Annotated in this window: 15 protein-coding genes; 7 read left to right on the top strand and 8 right to left on the bottom strand. The window is 69.3% G+C overall.

Annotation, left to right across the window (positions count from 1 at the left end; genetic code table 11):
- Positions 1-49: 49 nt before the first annotated feature.
- The 4 genes from ICG51_RS12380 to ICG51_RS12395 all read left to right on the top strand — a co-directional run bounded on the left by ICG51_RS12380 (position 50) and on the right by ICG51_RS12395 (position 2,419).
- Positions 50-742 (top strand): YafY family protein, encoded by a 693-nt coding sequence (locus tag ICG51_RS12380; protein ID WP_190280648.1) that lies wholly within the window; start codon positions 50-52, stop codon positions 740-742.
- A 67-nt stretch (positions 743-809) separates the two neighbouring features.
- A complete protein-coding gene (locus ICG51_RS12385) occupies positions 810-1,448 on the top strand; it encodes a glutathione S-transferase family protein (RefSeq protein WP_190280649.1) in 639 nt (212 codons plus the stop codon).
- Positions 1,449-1,699: 251 nt separating this feature from the next.
- Entirely contained in the window at positions 1,700-2,089 is a 390-nt protein-coding gene (locus tag ICG51_RS12390) for a peptidoglycan-binding domain-containing protein (RefSeq protein ID WP_223809451.1), read from the top strand.
- A 12-nt stretch (positions 2,090-2,101) separates the two neighbouring features.
- Positions 2,102-2,419 carry a papain-like cysteine protease family protein gene (locus tag ICG51_RS12395; protein ID WP_190280651.1) on the top strand — a complete coding sequence of 106 codons (318 nt, stop codon included), beginning with the start codon at positions 2,102-2,104 and terminating at the stop codon, positions 2,417-2,419.
- 12 nt (positions 2,420-2,431) lie between these two features.
- Here ICG51_RS12395 and ICG51_RS12400 read toward each other — a convergent pair whose 3' ends face one another.
- Complete coding sequence (locus ICG51_RS12400; RefSeq protein ID WP_190280652.1) at positions 2,432-2,899, bottom strand: Lrp/AsnC family transcriptional regulator; 468 nt, start codon at positions 2,897-2,899, stop codon at positions 2,432-2,434.
- 96 nt (positions 2,900-2,995) lie between these two features.
- Here ICG51_RS12400 and ICG51_RS12405 point away from each other — a divergent pair, with 96 nt between their 5' ends.
- The gene (locus tag ICG51_RS12405) at positions 2,996-4,168 is read left to right on the top strand and encodes an aminotransferase class I/II-fold pyridoxal phosphate-dependent enzyme (protein ID WP_190280653.1); all 1,173 of its coding nucleotides are present in this window, start codon (positions 2,996-2,998) and stop codon (positions 4,166-4,168) included.
- Between the two features lie 39 nt (positions 4,169-4,207).
- Here the strand turns inward: ICG51_RS12405 and ICG51_RS12410 are convergent, their stop codons facing one another.
- From ICG51_RS12410 to ICG51_RS12440, 7 genes are all read right to left on the bottom strand, one after another.
- Complete coding sequence (locus ICG51_RS12410; RefSeq protein WP_190280654.1) at positions 4,208-4,393, bottom strand: hypothetical protein; 186 nt, start codon at positions 4,391-4,393, stop codon at positions 4,208-4,210.
- 74 nt (positions 4,394-4,467) lie between these two features.
- Positions 4,468-5,082 carry a DUF937 domain-containing protein gene (locus ICG51_RS12415; RefSeq protein ID WP_190280655.1) on the bottom strand — a complete coding sequence of 205 codons (615 nt, stop codon included), beginning with the start codon at positions 5,080-5,082 and terminating at the stop codon, positions 4,468-4,470.
- Positions 5,083-5,188: 106 nt separating this feature from the next.
- Positions 5,189-6,691: a catalase gene (locus ICG51_RS12420; RefSeq protein ID WP_190280656.1), complete on the bottom strand. Its 1,503-nt coding sequence runs from the start codon at positions 6,689-6,691 to the stop codon at positions 5,189-5,191.
- A 113-nt stretch (positions 6,692-6,804) separates the two neighbouring features.
- Complete coding sequence (locus ICG51_RS12425) at positions 6,805-7,506, bottom strand: MOSC domain-containing protein (RefSeq protein ID WP_190280657.1); 702 nt, start codon at positions 7,504-7,506, stop codon at positions 6,805-6,807.
- The gene (gene mutS / locus ICG51_RS12430) at positions 7,503-10,100 is read right to left on the bottom strand and encodes a DNA mismatch repair protein MutS (protein WP_190280658.1); all 2,598 of its coding nucleotides are present in this window, start codon (positions 10,098-10,100) and stop codon (positions 7,503-7,505) included. Before mutS ends, ICG51_RS12425 begins: the two co-directional genes overlap by 4 nt.
- A 173-nt stretch (positions 10,101-10,273) precedes the next feature.
- Positions 10,274-10,888: a DNA-3-methyladenine glycosylase gene (locus tag ICG51_RS12435; protein WP_190280659.1), complete on the bottom strand. Its 615-nt coding sequence runs from the start codon at positions 10,886-10,888 to the stop codon at positions 10,274-10,276.
- On the bottom strand, positions 10,872-11,072 hold the full coding sequence (locus tag ICG51_RS12440; RefSeq protein WP_190280660.1) for a hypothetical protein: 201 nt from the start codon (positions 11,070-11,072) through the stop codon (positions 10,872-10,874). The genes ICG51_RS12435 and ICG51_RS12440 overlap by 17 nt, the downstream gene beginning before the upstream one ends.
- A 275-nt stretch (positions 11,073-11,347) precedes the next feature.
- Here ICG51_RS12440 and ICG51_RS12445 point away from each other — a divergent pair, with 275 nt between their 5' ends.
- On the top strand, positions 11,348-13,948 hold the full coding sequence (locus tag ICG51_RS12445; RefSeq protein WP_190280661.1) for a TonB-dependent receptor: 2,601 nt from the start codon (positions 11,348-11,350) through the stop codon (positions 13,946-13,948).
- 105 nt (positions 13,949-14,053) lie between these two features.
- Complete coding sequence (locus ICG51_RS12450; protein WP_028838822.1) at positions 14,054-14,551, top strand: CinA family protein; 498 nt, start codon at positions 14,054-14,056, stop codon at positions 14,549-14,551.
- Positions 14,552-14,568 lie beyond the last annotated feature (17 nt).

A 14,568-nucleotide genomic window follows, 5' to 3' on the forward strand; every position in this document is an offset into this window, starting at 1 on the left:
CTGCCCGCAGGCGCGGGTATCCTGCGGTGCCTTTCCCGCGTATCCGACGATGACGCAGCGCGCCACCCGCCTCCTGCAGCTGCTGGATGATCTCCGGCGCAGGCGCCGTCCCGTCCGCGGCGCGCAGCTGGCAGCCCAGCTCGGGGTCAGCCTGCGCACCCTGTACCGCGATATCGAGGCCTTGCGCGGGCAGGGCGCCGACATCGCCGGCGACCCCGGCATCGGCTACCTGCTGCGCCCCGGTTTCCTGCTGCCACCGATGATGTTCTCGGAGGAGGAGCTGGAAGCGATGGTGCTTGGGACCCGCTGGGTGGCCTCGCACGCCGATCCCGAGCTGGCGCTGGCGGCGCGCGGCGCGATGGACCGCATCCTCGGCATCCTGCCCGCTGGGCTGCGCCTGCAGGTGGAGACCGGCGGCCTGTTCGCGCCGGACTGGTGCCCGAAGACCCCCGAGCCCTGGCTGCCCACGCTGCGCCACGCCATCCGCAATCAGCGCGTGCTGCACCTGGCCTATGCCGATGCAGGCGACCGGGTGTCACAACGCACGATCTGGCCGTTTGCGATGGCCTTCCTCGACGATCGCCGGCTGCTGGCGGCGTGGTGCGAGTTGCGCGGCGATTTCCGCCACTTCCGCGCCGACCGCGTGCTGGGACTGGAGGATGCCGGCCGGCACTACCCGCAGACACGGCATGGATTGCTGCAGTGCTGGCGCGAACACGAGCGGATCCGCCAGCGCGACTGAAGGCTGCTGCCAGCAGCTGTCAGCAGGGCCGGCGCAGACTGCGCGTCCACCCAACGCAGGACCCGCCATGACCCCGCAGCTGCGCTTCTACACCAACCCGATGTCGCGCGCCCGCATCACCCGCTGGATGCTGGAGGAAACCGGCCTGCCATACGACGAGGTGCAACTCGAATTCGGCCCCAGCATGAAGTCGCCGGAGTTCCTCGCCGTCAACCCGATGGGCAAGGTGCCGGCGCTGGTGCACGACGGCGTGGCGATCACCGAGAACGCCGCCATCTGCCTGCATCTGGCCGATCTGGTGCCGGAACTGGGCCTGTTGCCGCCGCCGGGCACGCCGGAGCGCGGCGCCTGCTACCGCTGGATGCTGTTCGCCAGCCCGCTGGAGTTCTTCATCACCGCGCGCCGGCACGGCACCATCGCGCCGTCGATGGAAGCAGGTTACGGCAACGAGGCCGACCTTCTGCGCACGCTGGAAGGCGCGGTGGCGGGCAAGCGATATCTGGTCGGTGACCGCTTCACCGTGGCCGATCTCTACATCGCCGCGTTCATCGGTTACTACATCCAGATTGGCGAGCTCGAGCCCAGGCAGGTGTTCCAGGACTACGCGATGCCGCACCTGCAGCGCGCCGCTGCCCAGCGTGCGAACGACCGCGACGACGCGCTCGCAAGGCCGGCATCGAAGCCGGCGCAGGACGAAGCCCACTGAAGGCGTGCACTCGCCCGGCCGGCTTCCCGTGCACGGGAAGCCGCCTGGCGCAGCCGTCCCGGAGGTGCAGCCCCGGCTCCCCGCGCAGGACAGCGCCGCGGAGCCGCTGCGGAATGGATTAGGCGGAATGCGCTAGGCCCGGCGGCCGCGGTTAGTGCTTCCAGCAAATGGCGGTGCGTGCCGTGCATTGCCAACATGCGCTGGAAGCACTGGAGGCAAGGAGCCGCGCCATGGCCGTTACGGTATTGAGGATGGGGTCGAAGGGAAGCGAGGTAAGGCGCCTGCAGGAGGCGCTCAACCGCAAGTTGCCGGGCTGCAGCCTGCGTCCCGACGGCGACTTCGGCAACCAGACCCGCAATGCGGTGCGCCGTTACCAGGACCAGGCCTGGCTGGTGGTCGATGGCGAGGCGGGCCAGTGCACGCAGAACGCGCTGTTCGATGCGGAAGCCTATGCGCCGGCCCGGCACCAGCGGCCGTTCATCCCCCAGCCCACCAACAGCACCTGCTGGGCGGCGGCCACGGCCATGCTCAAGCGCAGCAGCGTGTCCGCGGTGAAGGCGGCGACGCCCGCCGACATGTGGGACGACACCAACGGGTTGTACAACCAGTCGGATGCGGCCAACTGGGTGCCGCAGACCTAGCGTTATGCGCGGGTGCACGGCCTGCGCTCGTACCCACCGGCGTCGTGGACGCCGCAGGCCTTCGCGGCGATGGTGCGGCAGGGGCCGGTGATGGTGGATACGCTGTGGAATCCTGGCGGTTACCTGCAGCGGATTCCCGGCGGCTACCAGGGCAGCCCGGGGCACATGACCCTGGTGGTGGGGATCCGCGGTGACAACGATCCGACCGGGCGCGGCACCTCCCTGATGGTGTACGACCCTTGGGAACCGAACATCGGGCGGCAATGGCGGGTCAGCTACCTGCGCTGGGTCTCCGAGGTCAGCACCCGCACCTACCGGCTGTTCCAGTGAGGCGTCGGCGGCTCACGCCCCGGTTTCCCGCGGCGGCAGCTCCACGTTGCGCTGGAACTCGAAGATCAGCCGCGTCTCGATGTGGGCCACTTCCTCGCGCTCGGTCAGCGCGGCGAGGGTGAACTGGCGCAGGTGCTCGCTGTCGTGCACGCCGACGTGGGCAAGGAAGTCGTCCGCGCCGGCCACGTGGTAGCAGGCCAATACCTCGGGCAGACCCAGCAGGTGCTGGTGGAAGCCGTCGACCAGCGCGCGCGAGTGCCGGGCCAGCCGCACCGAGATCATCGCCTGCAGCCCCACGCCCATGGCTTCGGGGGCGATCTCTGCGTGGTAGCCCAGCAGGATCTTCGCTTCGCGCATCCGCCGCACCCGCTCCAGCGCGGTGGATGGCGCGATGCCGACCTTTTCGGCCAGATCCTTGTTGGGCAGCCGCGCATTCTTCCGCAGCAGGCGGAGCAGGGCGTAATCGATTCGGTCCAGCATGGTGGTTTGGTGCCTTGGCGAAATATCGTTCGACACGACGGTTTGCAGTCGAACAGGGTTCTAGGATAGCGGTATCCCATCGCACCCGAGGCCGCCATGCACCGTTTCCAGACCACTGCCGTCCACGCCGGCCGCGAGGACTTCGGCGACCTCTGCGTGCACGCGCCGCCGCTGGACCTGTCCACTACCTATCCGATCGCCGACCTCGATGTTGGCAGCGCTAGTTTCGATGCGCTGGTCGGCGGCCACGCCAGCGCCGCCAACCCGATCTACGCGCGCCTGCACAACCCCACCGTGGCCCGTGCCGAAAACGCCATCGCCGCGCTCGAGGGCACCCAGGCCTGCGTGGCCTACGCCTCCGGCATGGCGGCGATGACGGCCGTGCTGCTGGATCGCGCCCAGCACGGCAAGCACGTGCTGGTGGTGCGCCCGCTGTACGGCACCGCCGACCACCTGCTGGCCACCGGCATGTGCGGGCTGGAGGCGGAGTTCGTGAAGGCCGAGGACATCGCCGCGCGTCTTCGCCCCGATACCGCGCTGGTGGTGATCGAAACCCCTGCCAATCCCACCCTCAACCTGGTCGACATCCGGGCGGTGGTCGCGGCTGCCGGCAGCGTGCCGGTGCTGGTGGACTCCACCTTTGCCACCCCGGTGCTGCAGCGCCCCGCGGAGCTCGGCGCGGCCTACGTCCTGCACAGCGCCACCAAGTTCCTCGGCGGCCACGGCGACGTGATCGCCGGGGTGGTCTGCTGCGATGAAGCCCGCGCCGCGCCGCTGCGCACCGTGCGCGCGGCCACCGGCGCGCTGTTGCACCCGCTGGCCGCCTACCTGCTGCACCGCGGCCTGCCCACGCTGAAGCTGCGGGTGGAAGCCGCGCAGGCCAATGCGCAGGTGCTGGCGCAGCGGCTGAGCGAACACCCGGCGGTGTCGAAGGTGTTCTATCCGAGCCTGCCGGGCGCGCACGGCGCGCACCTTGTCGGCACCCAGATGCGCGGGCCGGGCTGCCTGATGGCGTTCGAATTGCGCGGCGGCCATGACGCAGCCGCCAAGGTGATGGCGTCGGTGAAGGTGATGACCGCGGCGGTGAGCCTTGGCTCGGTGGACAGCCTGATCCAGCATCCCGCCGGCCTGACCCATCGCATGGTGGACGAGCAGGTCAAGGCCGCCACCGGCATCACCGCCGGCCTGCTGCGCCTGTCGGTGGGGATCGAGGACGTGGAAGACCTGTGGGATGACCTGGCGCAGGCGATGGCAGCCAGCGGCGCCTGAGTCCAAGAGAGGCCGGCGCCGGCTCGCGGCGCCGCGGCTTCAGCCCGTCCGGCCACCGACCGGTGGCAGCAGGACGATCAGCAGCGTCGCCAGCGGCCCGCCAAGCAGCGAGCCCAGCCACCAGCCGAAGCCGCTGCGGCCCTTGGATTGGGCCAGCCCGGCATTGATCAGCGACAGGGTTCCCCAGCCGACGAAAAAGCTGGAACCTGCTTGCGGAAGGGTCATGCGTTGCGCTCCATTCGGGGAGGACGTGCGGGGTGGGGTGCGCGGACGGGGAGGTCCGCGCACCCAGCGGGGCGTCAGCGCCCGCCGCCGAGCAGCCCGCCGCCGATCTTCATCAGATCGCCCAAACCCAGCTGGCCGTCGCCGTCCTGGTCGAGCACGGCGCCCAGCAGTCCGCCGCCGAGGCCACCGGCCTGCCGCACCTGCGCGTGTTCCTGGCCGAGGATGTCGCCCAGCGCCTGCGGCGATGCCGCTTCCTGCTGGCCGCCGAACATGCGCTTGGCCAGATAGGCCATGACGATGGGGGCCAGGATCTTCAGCAGTATCTGCGCCTTGTCCCCGCCCAGCCCGGTGGCCTGGCCGAGGCCGCTTTCCGCACGCGGCAGTTGGCCGCCGAAAATGTGGCCGAGCTGGCCGAGGCCGTCGGTCTGGCGGCCCTGCTGGCCACCCAGCACCGCGCCGAGGACGTCGCCGAGCCCGCCGCCGCCGTTGTGGTCGCGGCCCAGCGCGCCGAACAGGGCTTCCGCGCCGCCCGGCTGGGCGGTGTTGCGGCCCATCGCGCCGAGGATCATCGGCAGCGCGGCGGCAATCGCCCCCGAGGTCTGCGCGGGGTCGGTGCCCAGTTGCTGGCTGATCTGCTGCAGGGCGGGGCCGGAGAGCTGGGAAAAGAGGTCATCGGTCAGGGACGGCATGCGGGACTCCTGCGCGGTCGCCGGTTGGCGAGTGCGGCTAGGGTAACCCCGCACTGAAAGCGCCGGCAGGCGAACCTGCCGGCGTCCAGGCGGGATGCCGAAGTCGTCAGCCCAGGCTGTTCGGGGATTGCTCGCCGGCGAAGGCGCCGAGCTTGCGCAGCGCGGCCTCCACCCCGGCGCCGTAGGCGGGGTCGGCCTTCGTGCAGTTGTCCACGTGACGGCGCTTGATGAAGTCGGGCGCGTCGCCCATCGCACGGGCGGTGTTGTCGAACAGCAGTTTCTGTTTTTCCGGCGTCATCAGGCGGAACAGGTCGCCGGGCTGCTTGAAGTAGTCGGCATCGTCCTCTCGGTAGTTGAACCAGTCCGCGAGGTTGCCGCTGATCTTCAACGGCGGTTCGCGGAACTGCGGCTGTTCCTGCCACTGCTGGAAGCTGTTGGGCTCGTAATGCGGCAGGCCGCCGTAGTTGCCGTCGACCCGGCCGATGCCGTCACGGTGGTTGCTGTGCACCGGGCAGCGCGCGGCGTTGACCGGGATCTGCTGGTAGTTGGTGCCGAGCCGGTAGCGCTGCGCGTCGGCGTAGTTGAACAGCCGGGCCTGCAGCATCTTGTCCGGCGACACGCCGATGCCCGGCACCAGGTTGGACGGCGCGAACGCGCTCTGCTCGACGTCGGCGAAGAAGTTCTCGGGATTGCGGTTCAGCTCGAACTCTCCGACCTCGATCAGCGGGTAGTCCGCTTTCGGCCACACCTTGGTGAGGTCGAACGGGTGGTAGGGGACCTTCTCGGCGTCGGTCTCCGGCATCACCTGAACGTACATCGTCCACTTCGGGAAGTCGCCGCGCTCGATGGCGTCGAACAGGTCGCGCTGGTGGGTCTCGCGGTCGTTGCCGATCGCTTCGGCGGCCTCGGCGTCGGTGAGGTTCCTGATGCCCTGCTGGGTGCGGAAGTGGAACTTCACCCAGAAGCGCTCGCCGGCCGCATTCCAGAAGCTGTAGGTATGCGAGCCGAAGCCGTGCATGTGGCGGTAGCTGGCGGGGATGCCGCGGTCGCTCATCACGATGGTGATCTGGTGCAGTGCCTCCGGCAGCAGCGTCCACCAGTCCCAGTTGTTGGTGGCGCTGCGCAGGTTGGTGCGCGGGTCGCGTTTGACCACCTTGTTGAGGTCGGGGAACTTGCGCGGGTCGCGGATGAAGAACACCGGGGTGTTGTTGCCCACCATGTCCCAGTTGCCTTCCTCGGTGTAGAACTTCAGCGCGAAGCCGCGGATGTCGCGCTCGGCGTCGGCCGCGCCGCGCTCGCCGGCGACGGTGGTGAAGCGGGCGAACATCTCGGTCTTCTTGCCGACCACGCTGAAGATCTTCGCGCGGGTGTACCTCGTGATGTCGTGGGTGACGGTGAAGGTGCCGAAGGCGCCGGAGCCCTTGGCGTGCATGCGCCGCTCCGGGATCACCTCGCGCACGAAGTTGCCCAGTTTCTCGTGCAGCCAGACGTCCTGCGAAAGGAGCGGGCCGCGTGGCCCGGCGGTCAGGCTGTTCTGGTTGTCGGGTACCGGCGCGCCGAAGTCGGTGGTCAGGTAGCTGGGCTTGGGGGGATCGGTGGGCTTGCGCATCGCACTGGCTCCGTGGCGGGTGATGCGGCCACTCTAGGAGCCCTGATCGATGATTGGAAATCGATTGGCGGGATCATTCTGATTGTTTCTGGCTATGTACCAGCCGTCTGCGATCAAAGCCCTGATGGACCGTCGACGCGTCGGCTCCAGTCCTCTACCGCGCCCTGTTCCAGACGGCGTTCGATCAGTTTGCGGTGCGACGGCACCAGCGGCAGCGCCAGTGCGGGTTCCAGCTGGATCGGGTCGAGCACGCGCTGGTACAGCAGCGCGCCCAGGCGCTGCAGCGTCCAACCCGGGTGCGGGCGCTCGGTCAGCACCAGCACGTCGCCGGCGCGCGCCGTGCCGGGCCGCAGCACCCGGTAATACCAGCCAGTACGGCCGGTGGCCTGTACCCGGCGGGCCATGTCGGCCACGCCGAAGCGGTCGTTGAGCTTCCAGCAGGGCTGCCGGCCCTGGCTGACTTCCAGCAGTGCGTCTCCCAGCACGAAGCGGTCGCCCAGGCATACATCGGCTTCGGTCAGGCCGCGGGTGCTGATGTTTTCGCCGAACGCGCCAGGCGCCTGCAGCAGTGGCAGCACACCCAGATCCTGGCGCCAGGCGGTGTAGTGGTCGAAGGCGTACTGGTGCACCGCCTTGTCCACGCCGCCGTGCACGCGCAGGTCGCCCTGTTCGTCGCCTTCGAGGCCCAGCTCGCCAATGTGTACCGCTCCAGCCAATGGCCGCTTGTCGATGGCGCTGCTTGTGCCGGGCCGGGTATAGGCGCGTGCCTTGCCAGCCAGCAGGGCATCCACGGCGACGGCGGTCGAGCCGCTCATGCCAGCGCCTTCAGCCGGTACAGCGCTTCCAGTGCCTGCTTCGGGGTCAGGTCGTCGGGATCGATGCCGGCCAGCGCGTCCAGCGCCGCGCTGGACGGGGCGAACAGGCCGAACTGCTGCGGCTGGTCCAGGGCAGGCGCGCTCAGTGGGACATGCGGCGCGTTGCGGCTCTGCGCCTCGAGCTCCGCCAGTCGCGTCCTGGCCTGCTGCAGCGCGGCTTTCGGCAGGCCGGCCAGCGCGGCCACCTGCAGGCCGAAGCTGCGGTTGGCCGGGCCGGGACGGACCGCGTGCATGAACACCAGCGCGTCGCCGTGCTCCACCGCGTCCAGATGCAGGTTGGCGATGCCGCTGCCCGGTTCGGCCAGCGCGGTCAGCTCGAAGTAGTGGGTCGCGAACAGCGTGTAGCTGCGGTTGCCGGCAGCCAGCTGCCGCGCCACCGCGTCGGCCAGGGCCAGACCGTCGTAGGTGGAGGTGCCGCGGCCGATCTCGTCCATCAGCACCAGCGACTGCTCGCTGGCGTGGTGGAGGATGTAGGCGGTTTCGCTCATCTCCACCATGAAAGTGGACTGGCCGCGGGCGAGGTCGTCGCCGGCGCCGATGCGGGTGAGGATGCGGTCGATCGGCCCAATCTCCGCCTGCGCCGCCGGCACGAAGCTGCCGATGCAGGCCAGCAGCACGATCAGCGCGTTCTGGCGCATGAAGGTCGACTTGCCGCCCATGTTCGGGCCGGTGATGACGTACATACGCGTTGCGTCATCGAAGACAAGATCGTTCGGCTCGAACGGCGCGTCGCGAAGCGCTTCCACCACCGGGTGGCGACCGCGTTCGATGCGGATGCCGGGGTCGTCGTGCAGCGTCGGCCGGCTCCAGTCCAGCGCCTGCGCGCGCTCGGCGAAACCGGCCAGCACGTCCAGTTCGCTCAGCGCCAGCGCGCAGTGGCGCAGCGGTTCCAGCACGGCGTTCAGTGCGTCCAACACCCCTTCGTACAGCAGCTTCTCGCGCGCCAGCGCCCGCTCGCGCGCGGACAGCACCTTGTCCTCGAAGCCCTTCAGCTCCTCGGTGATGTAGCGCTCCGCGCCGGTCAGGGTCTGGCGGCGGGTGTAATGCACCGGCGCCTTGTCGCTCTGGCCCTTGCTGATCTCGATGAAATAGCCGTGCACGCGGTTGTAGCCGACCTTGAGGTTGGCGATGCCGGTGGCCTCGCGCTCGCGCGCTTCCAGGTCGATCAGGAACCGGTCGGCATTGGTCGAGAGCTGCCGTAGTTCGTCGAGTTCGGCATCAAAGCCCTCCTCGATCACGCCGCCGTCGCGCGCCAGCAGCGGCGGCTGGCCGACGATGGCGGCGCGCAGCATGCGCGCGGTGTCTTCGTGTTCGCCGAGTTCGGCGTGCAGCGCGGCCAGCCGCGGCGAATCCAGAGGAGCGAGGATCCCGCGCACGGCCGGCAGCAGCGACAGTCCGTCGCGCAGGGTGGACAGGTCGCGGGGGCGGGCGCTGCGCAGGGCGACGCGTGCGAGGATGCGTTCCATGTCGCCGAGGCCTCGGAACGCCTCGCGCAGGGCATCATCGGCCCGATGCTCGAGCAGCGTCTGCACCGCGTGGTGGCGTTCGCCGACCACCCGGCGGTCGCGCAGCGGGCGGTGCAGCCAGCGTCGCAACAGGCGGCCGCCCATCGGGGTGACGGTGGAGTCCAGTACGCCCAGCAGGGTGGCTTTCACATCGCCGTCGACGCGCGTGTCCAGCTCCAGGTGGCGGCGCGTCGCGGCGTTCATCGCGATGGCGTCGTCGCTGGTCTCGAGGGCGATGCTGCGCAGGTGCGGCAACCGCTGCTTCTGGGTTTCCTCCACGTAGCCCAGCACCGCCGCGGCGGCGGCGACCGCCAGCGGGCGGTCTTCCAGGCCGAAGGCGGTGAGGTCGTGCACGGCGAAGAACTGCAGCAGCTGGCGGCGACCGGAGTCGGCGTCGAACAGCCACGGCGGGCGCCGGCGCAGCCCGCGCGATTCCAGCGCGCAGGCGGGCCAGCCGTCCTCGTCGGCGAGCAGCGTTTCCGCCGGCTGCAGGCGCGCCAGCTCGGCTTCCAGCGCGTCTTCGCCGGCCACTTCGTTGGCGCGCAGGCGGCCGCTGGCAAGGTCGGCCCAAGCGAGGCCGTATCCTTGCTTGCCGCGGCTGATCGCCAGCAGCAGGGTGTCGCGGCGTTCGTCCAGCAGCGCCTCGTCGGTCACCGTGCCGGGGGTGACGATGCGCACCACCTTGCGTTCCACGATGCCCTTGGAGGTCGCGGGATCGCCGATCTGCTCGCAGATCGCCACCGATTCGCCCAGCGCCACCAGCCGCGCCAGATAACCTTCGGCCGCATGGTGCGGCACCCCCGCCATCGGGATCGGCTGGCCGGCCGACTGCCCGCGCTGGGTCAGGGTGATGTCCAGCAGCCGCGCCGCCTTGCGGGCGTCATCGAAGAACAGCTCGTAGAAATCGCCCATGCGGAAGAACAGCAGCACGTCCGGGTGCTCCGCCTTGGCGGCGAAGAACTGCTTCATCAGCGGGGTGTGTTCTGTGGGAGGCGTGGGCTTTCCCTGGGGGTCTTTCGTTTCGAGCATTTGCCGCGGAGTGCCGGAATCGGGGAGGTGGCTGCGGATTCGCAGCGGAGGGCAGCCATCTTAGTGGGCAACGCCGGCGAAGGGGGCGTGGGCACGGCCCAGCGGCGGTGCTGCTGGCGGGAACGAACGGCTGGCGGTTGTCGTCGGTCCGATCCTCGCGGCCGCCGGCTGGGTCAGGGCCTGCGTGGCCGGACCGAGACATGCGGGTGGTCGGGAACGTGCCAGCGCCACGGGAAATCGGTGGCCTTGCTGATGCCGATGCGCGGGCCCACCACGGGATCGGCGGGTGGCGGGGTGCCATCGCTGACGATGCGGATGCCGCGATCGCCGAGCACGAGGTCGGCGCCATCCAGTTCGCGGGTGATGCCGAATGCCTGCGACAGCTTGCCGGGACCGCTGGCCAGGTCGGTGTCGCGGCGCGCAGCCGGACGCGCAGCGCGCATGGACTCGATGCCCAGAACCGGTTCGGCGGCGCGGAGGAGCACGCCCACGCCTTCGCCCACTTCGCCGCAGACCGCGTTGCTGCCCCAGTGCATGCCGTAGGTGAAATAGACATACAGGTGGCCGGGCGGGCCGAACATGGTGGCGTTGCGCGCGGTCGGTCCGCGGAACGAATGCGCGGCCGGGTCCTCGTGGCCGGCATAGGCTTCCACCTCCACGATCCGGGCGGCGCGTCCGTCGGCCCGCACAAGCAGTTTGTTCAGCAGTTCCGGGGCCACCATCGCCGGGTGCCGGCGATAGAAGTCCCGCGGCAGTGCCGGCCAGCCGTGCTCAATGGCGGATGGCACGGCCCACCGTGACGTCGTGGCGGTCGAGGTGCTGCTGCGGATCCGTGGCCGCTTGCGGCGCCGGAGTGGACGACGCGGTGCGCCCGCCGATATCCGCGAACACGCGATCCAGGTCCTGGCGGAAACGCGGCATCTGCGTGGCAATGGCATCCAGCCGCGCGTCCAGGTCGGTTCTGTTCGGCATGACGGCCTCCTGTGTCTTCCGTGGAAGTGTATTGCGGCGCCTGTCAGGGCGGTTCACAAGCCGATCACCGGCGGCGGGCAGGGCAGGTCGCAGCGGTGCCGACGCGATCCTGCGAGGGGCTCCGGCGATGCCCTGGGGCGGCGCATGCCGGACGTCTGGTCGCCCTGTTGCAGGTGTGCTAGCGTCCTTGGCATGCGGCCATCCCCCACGTGGTCGCAGCCACAGCAGCAGCTGTCCATAACGATTCCATCGAAACCACCAGTGGGGGGAAGGTCATGCTTCGCAAGCAACCGCAACGTAGTCCGCTGTCCGTGGCTGTCATCGCCGGACTGGTTTCCACGCTCGCCCTGCCTGCGTTCGCGCAGGACGCCGCCCCGGCGGCGAAGCAGGAGGCCAAGACCCTCGATACCCTGGTCGTCACCGCGCAGAAGCGCGAAGAGGTGATGCAGGACGTGCCGATCGCCGTCACCGCGCTGTCCGAACAGACCTTGCAGGACACCGGCGTGCGCGACATCAAGGACCTGCAGATCCTGGTGCCGGGCCTGACCGTTACCAGCACCCAGAGCGAGACCATCACCACCGCGCGCATCCGCGGCATCGGTACGGTGGGTGACAACGTCGGCCTGGAGTCGTCCGTCGGCGTCGTGATCGACGGCGTGTACCGCCCGCGCAACTCGGTCGGCTTCGGCGACCTCGGAGAACTCGAGCGCGTCGAGGTGCTGAAGGGTCCGCAGGGCACCCTGTTCGGCAAGAACACTTCGTCTGGCGTCATCAACGTGGTCACCCGTAAGCCGGGCTTCGAGCGCTCCGCCGACGCCGAGGTCACCTTCGGCAACTATTCCGCGCTGGGGCTGGCCGGCTCGTTCAACACCCCGCTGGGCGACTACGCCGCGCTGCGCGTGTATGCCGCGCACCGCAACCGCGACGGCTGGATGTCGGTCAGGACCGGTGCCGGCCCGCGCAGCGAGGATCGCGACTACGACCAGGATTTCAACACCTTCCGGGCGAAGCTGCTGATCGCGCCGGCCGACAACGTGGAGATCGTGCTTTCGGCCGACAGCACCCGCCGCGACGAGAACTGCTGCACCGCCGTCCAGCTGGTCAGCGGGCAGAGCTCGACCCTGATCAACGCGCTGGCCGGCGGCGGTGCCATCGCCCCCACCGGTCAGGCCGACCCGTGGTCGCGCGTCGCCTACAGCAACCGCAGCACCGCGCAGGAGATCAGCGACCGCGGCGTGCAGGGCGAGGTCAACATCGACCTGGACATGCTGGGCGGGGCGCGCCTCACCTCCATCACCGCCGGTCGCGACTGGGACGCGGTCAACGGGCGCGACTTCGACTTCACCACCGCCGACATCCTCTACATGGATCCGCGCGAGGACGAATCGTACGCACGCTTCAAGACCTTCAGCCAGGAATTCCACCTGACCGGCGCCACCGACAAGGTCGACTGGCTGTTCGGCGGCTTCTATACGAAGGAAACCATCAACCGCACCGAAAGCTACCGCATCGGCGCGCACTACGAGCCCTATCTGTCGATCGGGTTGCTGTCGATGATCAACCCGGCGCTGGCATCGCTGCCAAACGCGGCGACCTTCCTGTCGGCCGCGACCGGCAAGCCCTACGGCACCACCTTCGCCGGGCTGGGCTCGCTGGACCGCTACACCCAGGATGCCAAGAGCACCGCGCTGTTCGGCAACACCACCTGGCACGCCACCGATGCGCTCGATTTCACCCTGGGCCTGCGCTACACCCGCGAGACCAAGGACCTGCACTCGGTCTACACCAACCCCAACGGCAGCCCCGGCTGCGCTTCCTACTTCGGCCCGACCGGGGTCAGTGCGGCAGCGATCGGCCGCATCGCCGCCGCGCTGACCGCACGCGGGGTGCCGTTCGCCTCGCTGCCTGCCGCCAACCAGCAGGCGCTGATCAGCAACATCGTCGGCTACAGCTGCCTGCCGTGGGCCAATGCCATGCACAACGGCCGGGTCACCGACCAGTCGCGCAGCGAGAACGAGTGGTCGGGCACGGTCAAGGCGGCCTACCGCTGGAACGAGCACGCCATGACCTATCTGTCCTATGCGCGCGGATACAAGGCGGGCGGCTTCAACATGGACCGCGTGCAGTCGTCCACCGGGCTGTCCAGCGGCGGTGCCGGCATCACCCCGGTCAACGACACGTCGTTCCCGGGTGAATTCGTGGACAGCTGGGAACTGGGCGCCAAGACCACCTGGGCCGGCGGCAACCTGCTGCTCAACGCGGCGCTGTTCCACCAGACCTACAGCGATTTCCAGCTCAACAGCTTCCTCGGCACCAGCTTCGTGGTGCGCTCGATCCCGGAAGTGGTCTCCAAGGGCCTGGACGCCGAGCTGCTGTGGCAGGCCACGCCGGGCCTGATGCTGCAGGCTGGCGCGATGTACGCCGACACCAAGTACGGCAACGACATCCCGGGTGCGGACTTCACTTATCCGGGCGCGCTGTACAAGCTCCCGGGCGCGCAGATGAGCTTCGCGCCGAAGTTTTCCGGCTCGCTGTCGGCGACCTATGAATGGGACATCGGTGCGAATCTGGAAGGTCGCTTCAACATCGGGGCCAAGTACATGTCCAGCTACAACACCGGCTCCGACCTGGACGCCGAGAAGGCCCAGGACGCGTACACGGTGGCGAACGCACGCCTCGGCATCGGTTCCCGCGACCGCAAGTGGCAGCTGGAGCTGTGGGCACAGAACCTGTTCGACGAGGACTACGTGCAGGTCGGTTTCGACGGCCCGCTGCAGGCGCTGGGCACGCCCGAGCCGGGCAACCCGAAGAACACCTACAACGCCTTCCTCGGCGCCCCGCGGATGTACGGCGCCACCCTGCGGTTCCGCTTCTGAGGCCAGCCGCCAGCGATCCAGCCCACCGGCCCGCGCAAGCGGGCCGGTTTTGTTTTCGGCCGCGGATGCGCTACAACGCCCGCAGGTCTTCCTCCGGTTCCGTTGATGACAGCCCCCACCGACGCCGAGCTTGATGCCCTGTCCCGCGCCACCGGCGAGCGCCTGCTGGCGATGCGGCACATGCTGGTCACGGCCGAAAGTTGCACCGGTGGCTGGATCGCCAAGTGCATGACCGACGTGCCGGGATCCTCCGGTTGGTTCGATTGCGGCATGGCGGCCTACAGCTACGAGGCAAAGCAGGCGCTGCTGGGCGTGCGCCCGCAGACGCTGGAGGAGTTCGGCGCGGTCAGTCGCGAGACCGTGGTGGAAATGGTGTCCGGTGCGCTGGTGCATTCCGGTGCGACCATCGCGGTAGCGGTGACCGGCATCGCCGGACCCGGTGGCGGCAGCGAGGACAAGCCCGTGGGCACCGTCTGGATCGGCTGGAAACGCCGTGGTGGCTACGCCCGCGCCGAAATCTTCCATTTCGAGGGCGACCGCGACGCGGTCCGCCGCCAGACCGTGGCCGCGGCCCTGCGCGGCCTGGAGTCGCAGCTGGCCTGACCGGGCGTTGACGGCCG

It is taken from the genome of Thermomonas sp. XSG (assembly GCF_014678725.1).
In the GTDB taxonomy this organism is placed as follows: Bacteria; Pseudomonadota; Gammaproteobacteria; order Xanthomonadales; family Xanthomonadaceae; genus Thermomonas.

What these genes read in the sequence shown, in the direction of transcription:
- ICG51_RS12380 (WP_190280648.1), top strand. Translation starts at nt 50, where the DNA reads ATGACGCAGCGCGCCACCCGCCTCCTGCAGCTGCTGGATGATCTCCGG.
- ICG51_RS12385 (WP_190280649.1), top strand. Translation starts at nt 810, where the DNA reads ATGACCCCGCAGCTGCGCTTCTACACCAACCCGATGTCGCGCGCCCGC.
- ICG51_RS12390 (WP_223809451.1), top strand. Translation starts at nt 1,700, where the DNA reads ATGGGGTCGAAGGGAAGCGAGGTAAGGCGCCTGCAGGAGGCGCTCAAC.
- ICG51_RS12400 (WP_190280652.1), bottom strand. Translation starts at nt 2,899, where the DNA reads ATGCTGGACCGAATCGATTACGCCCTGCTCCGCCTGCTGCGGAAGAAT.
- ICG51_RS12405 (WP_190280653.1), top strand. Translation starts at nt 2,996, where the DNA reads ATGCACCGTTTCCAGACCACTGCCGTCCACGCCGGCCGCGAGGACTTC.
- ICG51_RS12410 (WP_190280654.1), bottom strand. Translation starts at nt 4,393, where the DNA reads ATGACCCTTCCGCAAGCAGGTTCCAGCTTTTTCGTCGGCTGGGGAACC.
- ICG51_RS12415 (WP_190280655.1), bottom strand. Translation starts at nt 5,082, where the DNA reads ATGCCGTCCCTGACCGATGACCTCTTTTCCCAGCTCTCCGGCCCCGCC.
- ICG51_RS12420 (WP_190280656.1), bottom strand. Translation starts at nt 6,691, where the DNA reads ATGCGCAAGCCCACCGATCCCCCCAAGCCCAGCTACCTGACCACCGAC.
- ICG51_RS12425 (WP_190280657.1), bottom strand. Translation starts at nt 7,506, where the DNA reads ATGAGCGGCTCGACCGCCGTCGCCGTGGATGCCCTGCTGGCTGGCAAG.
- mutS (WP_190280658.1), bottom strand. Translation starts at nt 10,100, where the DNA reads ATGCTCGAAACGAAAGACCCCCAGGGAAAGCCCACGCCTCCCACAGAA.
- ICG51_RS12440 (WP_190280660.1), bottom strand. Translation starts at nt 11,072, where the DNA reads ATGCCGAACAGAACCGACCTGGACGCGCGGCTGGATGCCATTGCCACG.
- ICG51_RS12445 (WP_190280661.1), top strand. Translation starts at nt 11,348, where the DNA reads ATGCTTCGCAAGCAACCGCAACGTAGTCCGCTGTCCGTGGCTGTCATC.
- ICG51_RS12450 (WP_028838822.1), top strand. Translation starts at nt 14,054, where the DNA reads ATGACAGCCCCCACCGACGCCGAGCTTGATGCCCTGTCCCGCGCCACC.